The sequence below is a fragment of the Methanospirillum sp. genome, from assembly GCF_035560735.1.
Lineage (GTDB): Archaea > Halobacteriota > Methanomicrobia > Methanomicrobiales > Methanospirillaceae > Methanospirillum.
Genome location: NZ_DATMYY010000088.1, coordinates 1 through 5093 on the forward strand (window position 1 = coordinate 1; position 5093 = coordinate 5093).

Sequence of the window (5093 nt, forward strand, 5' to 3'; positions counted from 1 at the left end):
TTCGCAATCCAGTCGCCTACCCCACTTGTCGTGGCAGAGCCACCCATATCACGGGTTACGACCCCGTTGGCGATAGACGCTTCAATACCTTTTACGACTGCTTCACCTGCTTCTGCTTCTCCCAGATGATCAAGCAGCAGTGCTCCTGCCCAGACAGTTGCAAGTGGATTGGCAACATTCAGACCTTTGTACTTCGGGGCAGAACCATGGATAGGTTCAAACATTGAAGTGCCCTCGGGATTGATGTTTCCCCCAGGAGCAAGACCGAGGCCTCCCTGGATCATGGCGCCCAGATCAGTGATGATGTCACCGAACATATTTGGAGTAACAACCACATCGAACCATTCAGGGTTTTTAACAAACCACATGGTTATAGCATCCACATAGTTGAACTCGGTTGTAATGTCCGGGTTTTGCGCTGCAACATCTCTGAATACATCCCTCCAGAGGCCATACACATCTGAAAGAACATTGGCCTTATCAACTGAGGTCACTTTTTTCCTGCGTTTACGGGAGGCATTAAAGGCATACTCCATAACCCGCCTTGAACCTTCCCGGGTGAGAACACCAATCTGGTAAGCAATCTCCTCTGCATCACTCTCAACATCAAGGCCAAACTTGACTGAGTAGAGATTTCGCACGACCTCAAGTTGTTTCTTCTCTTTTCCCGAGAACCTGGAGCCGATACCAACATAGAAGTCCTCGGTGTTCTCTCTCACAACAAGGAAATCAATATCTTTCGGTCCTTTTCCTGCAAGAGGGGTATCTACACCGGCAAGCATCTTAACCGGCCTCAGGTTTACATACTGATCAAAGGCAAACCTGATAGTCAGCAGAATTCCTTTCTCGAGAATTCCCGGAGTTACCCGGTCATCCCCGATAGCCCCGAAATATATTGCCGGATATGAAGAGAGAGCATCAAGCTCTGCTTCACTCACCAGTTCTCCGGTCTTTAGGTACCGTTCTGCACCGATATCAAAATCAGTCCAGCCGATCTCAAATCCATATCGCTCTCCTGCCGCATCAAGCACCTTACGACCGGATGCAATGATCTCAGGACCTATACCATCTCCACCAATGACAGCTACTTCATGCACAGGTCTTCACTCCTTATCTGTTTTGCATATTCTACAAGCCCACCGGCATCAATAATCTGCTGTAAAAATGCAGGTACGGGTTCGATGTCAAGTCTTCTCCCTGAAACATCGATATATCCTTCTGCAAAGTGACCGGTTATCTGATCCTGCTCTGTGATCTCTCCAGCACGGGGGCAGATAACAGGGAGAAGCCCGACATTTACACTATTGCGGTAAAATATCCGGGCAAATGACTCTGCAATGACCACGCGGACTCCTGATCCAGTAAGGGCCAGGGGAGCATGTTCGCGTGATGAACCACAACCAAAGTTGCGTCCAGCAACAATCATATCTCCTTCTTTTACTTCTTTCGCAAATCCATCCCTGAAACCTTCAAATGCGTGTTCCGAAAGACCCTTTGGATCATTAATAGTGAGGAATCGCCCAGGAATGATCGCATCGGTATCAATATTGTCACCAAATTTCCAGACCCGCATCATCACACCTCCCGCGGATCGGTAATAACTCCGGTGATTGCCGTAGCAGCAGCTGTAGCAGCAGATCCAAGGTAGACCTTCCCTTCTGTAGAGCCCTGTCGTCCCTTGAAGTTACGGTTAGACGTAGAGAAAGAAACCTCACCTGGCGCGATGAGACCAAACGAGCCACCCATACATGGACCACAACAGGGTGCCTCAACAAGGGCTCCTGCTTCAACAAATCGTTCAATAATTCCTGCTCGCAGGGTCTTCAGGTACTCTGGTTTTGACGCGGGAATAACCAGAACTCTGACATTGTCTGAGAACGATCGATCTCCCAGCACCTCTGCAGCCTCCTGCATATCCTCAAACCTCCCATTGGTACAGGATCCAATGAAAACCTGATCTACAGGTGTGCCAGCAATCTTGTCAACATCCACAACCAGATCAACGTTATGCGGAACAGCAACCTGTGGGACCAGATCTCCTACATCAAACTCCATTCTGGACAAGTAAGAAGCACCCTCATCACTCGTTAGATCTATAGGAGGACAGGAGGTCCTGCCCTTCAGATATTCAGTTGTAATCTGATCAGGCGGAACAATCCCGGCTTTTCCACCCATCTCAATGGCCATATTACAGCAGGTCATTCTCCCTGGCATCGGCATCGAAGAGACCGTATCACCAGTAAACTCAACCGCCTTATAGGTCGCCCCGTCTACCGTAATCTCTTTGATAATCTTCAGAATGAGATCCTTTGCACCTACCCTTTTTGCAAATTTCCCAGTAACATCTGCTCTGATGCTTTCAGGGACACGGAAATACAGACAGCCATACCTGAGTGCAAAACCTAGGTCAGTTGAACCAACCCCGGTAGCAAACGCACCAACAGCACCATAGGTGCAGGTATGTGAGTCACCACCAATGACAATGTCACCAGGGCAGACCCTTCCCTTTTCCAGAGTAACCTGGTGGCAGACCCCTTCTTTTATATCATAATTCAGGATTCCCTGTTCCTTTCCAAACGCACGCATCTTCTTCTGATTTTCTGCAGCATTCAGTGAGTCAGCAGGAGTCTGGTGATCAAAGAGCATGATGACCTTCTTCAGGTCAAAAACTTTTGTACCACCCATCTCGTAGAATTTTTCAATGGCCAGCGGACCGGTAATGTCATGCATCATTGCACCGTCCACCGGGGCCATCACTACTTCACCTGCAAAAACCTCTTTTTTGCATCGACGGGAGAAGATCTTCTCAACTATTGTCTGTTCCATTCCGATACACCATATTTAATGCATTTGCCATTGCCTCTACCGATGCCAGGACAATATCATCTCCTGATGCAGCTGCATCGAACAGTTGTCCCTTATCATCCTGAACAACCAGTGCAACATGTGCTATCGCATCACTCCCTTCAGAGATAGCCGAGACATTGAACTCCTTCAGTTCTGCATGCCTCGGGACAATCCCAATCAGTGCCCTAACAGCTGCATCCACCGGCCCATTCCCGGTGCAACTGCAGACCTTCTCTGAACCATTAACCATGGCTCTGACAGTGGCTGTCGGGATCATATGATTCCCGGTCATGATGGCGATATCAACCAGATCAATAAAACGAATGTGGGCTCCTGATCCTACGACAGTCTCTGCAATTTCATAGAGATCCGATTCAGTTATCTTCTTTCCTTTTGAGGCGATCTGCTTTACCCTTGCAATGATTGCATCGATCTGTCCCTCATCGGGAATAATATGAACCTGGTTCAGCATCTCCCTTACTGCATGCCTACCAACATGTTTTCCCAGCTTGAGCCTTCGTCGGTGTCCAACCATTTCAGGAGTCATGATGCCAGGTTCAAAAGTACTGGCGTGTTCCAGCACTCCCTGGGCGTGAATACCACTTTCATGCGAAAATGCATAATCACCGGTTACCGGCCAGTTCGGAGGCACCATTAGTCCGGAGAATCGTGATATCATCCGGGATGTTTCCACCAGCCGGGTTGTTTTGATCCCGGTGGTGTAGCCGAAGATAGATTCAATGATCATAGTGGTGCATGCCAGATCTGCATTACCTGCTCTTTCACCAATGCCATTCACAGTTACCTGGACCTGATCAGCACCTGCTTCTACCGCTGATATGGTATTAGCAGTCGCCATTCCAAAGTCGTTGTGACAATGAACATCGATAGTACAGGTTATTTCCTTCCTCAATGTTGATATCAGAGCCTTCATTGAGGTAGGAGTCGCAACACCGACCGTATCAGGTACGTTGATTGCCGTAGCTCCCGCATCAACCGCTGCCTTGAACACTTCCATCAGTTCAGGCAGATCTGTACGTGTTGCATCCATTGCTGAAAAGAGGACTTTATCAGCATGATCACGGGCATATCTGACGATATCACCGGTTATCGAGACAACTTCCTGATGGGTCTTTCTGATGGTGTGGGTTCGCTGCACTTCAGAAGTGGGGATAAACACATGCACCATATCAACCCCGGCATCAATACACCGGTCAACATCACCTTTCACCGATCTGGCCAGCCCACATATCGTGGAATCCAAACCTTCGGCTACAATTGCTTTGACCGTTGCATACTCTTCCTGAGATGATGCAGGAAACCCGGCTTCGATAACACTGACACCGATATCAGATAACTGTCTGGCTATCTCGATCTTGTCAGAAGTGGTAAAAGATACACCCGGAGTTTGTTCCCCATCGCGGAGGGTTGTGTCGAAAACAGAGATCTTCTTTGCAGTAGAATTCTTATCGCTGGAGAAAGCGACCTGCCGAGTGTACGACACCGGCGCTCCCTGCCTCGAAAGTGTTCTGAGACATGATCATACTAATCATTCTCATTCATATAAAGACTTTGGGTTGATGGTGCAGACACACCCACACCACGCACCAAAGAGATCAGGATGCAGGACTGACAACCTGATACACTTCAGCATCCCGGGTAGAGAATACTGGCTTGAATACAGCAGGAGATGAGAAATTGTTGTTGTAAGAAAAGAATTCATCTGCATTCATATACTGATCAGTGCTCTTTTTCCCATTGAGTGAGACAATCATCTGCCCGGGGTGAAGTTTCGTGAGTAGTTTCCGTGCTGTTTCTGCATTTCCCCGTTCCGGAAGAGTCGGAATCGCCCTGGACGTATGCAATTGCATCGCACGGGGATTGTTGCTAAATATTTCTGCACCATGGGGAATATTCTGCATCACCCACCGGTACTCTTCAATTGGTTCATCATACCATGATGGATCGGTATAAGAACGCCCCCCTTTTTCCGACATTATCGGGATAGATGCAAACATCTGCCCAAACAAAAATCCAAGAATCAGGATGGTGCACATAACACTGCATATCACCCTATATGAAGAGGAATGTATGCACTCACATGCACCACGCATAAACGCAAGAACTAGTATAATGACAAATGGATAAACCGGAAGAAGATAACGCGTCTGAACAGTGGCAATATCCCCCATCCCGATCTCCAAAAAAAAGAGTGAGACAACGTAAATGAGAATATAACTGATAAT

5 protein-coding genes are annotated in these 5093 nt (G+C 47.9%); all 5 read right to left on the bottom strand.

Annotation, left to right across the window (positions count from 1 at the left end):
* Positions 1-1097: isocitrate/isopropylmalate dehydrogenase family protein (locus tag VN429_RS02705; RefSeq protein ID WP_325629521.1), on the bottom strand; the 1097-nt coding region annotated here is incomplete at its 3' end.
* Positions 1085-1573 carry a LeuD/DmdB family oxidoreductase small subunit gene (locus tag VN429_RS02710; protein WP_325629529.1) on the bottom strand — a complete coding sequence of 163 codons (489 nt, stop codon included), beginning with the start codon at positions 1571-1573 and terminating at the stop codon, positions 1085-1087. The genes VN429_RS02705 and VN429_RS02710, both read right to left, overlap by 13 nt.
* Positions 1574-1575: 2 nt before the next feature.
* Positions 1576-2826 (bottom strand): 3-isopropylmalate dehydratase large subunit, encoded by a 1251-nt coding sequence (locus VN429_RS02715; RefSeq protein ID WP_325629523.1) that lies wholly within the window; start codon positions 2824-2826, stop codon positions 1576-1578.
* Entirely contained in the window at positions 2807-4351 is a 1545-nt protein-coding gene (locus VN429_RS02720) for a 2-isopropylmalate synthase (RefSeq protein ID WP_325629525.1), read from the bottom strand. The genes VN429_RS02715 and VN429_RS02720 overlap by 20 nt, the downstream gene beginning before the upstream one ends.
* Positions 4352-4463: 112 nt before the next feature.
* The coding region (locus VN429_RS02725) for a hypothetical protein (RefSeq protein WP_325629527.1) at positions 4464-5093 on the bottom strand (630 nt) is incomplete at its 5' end.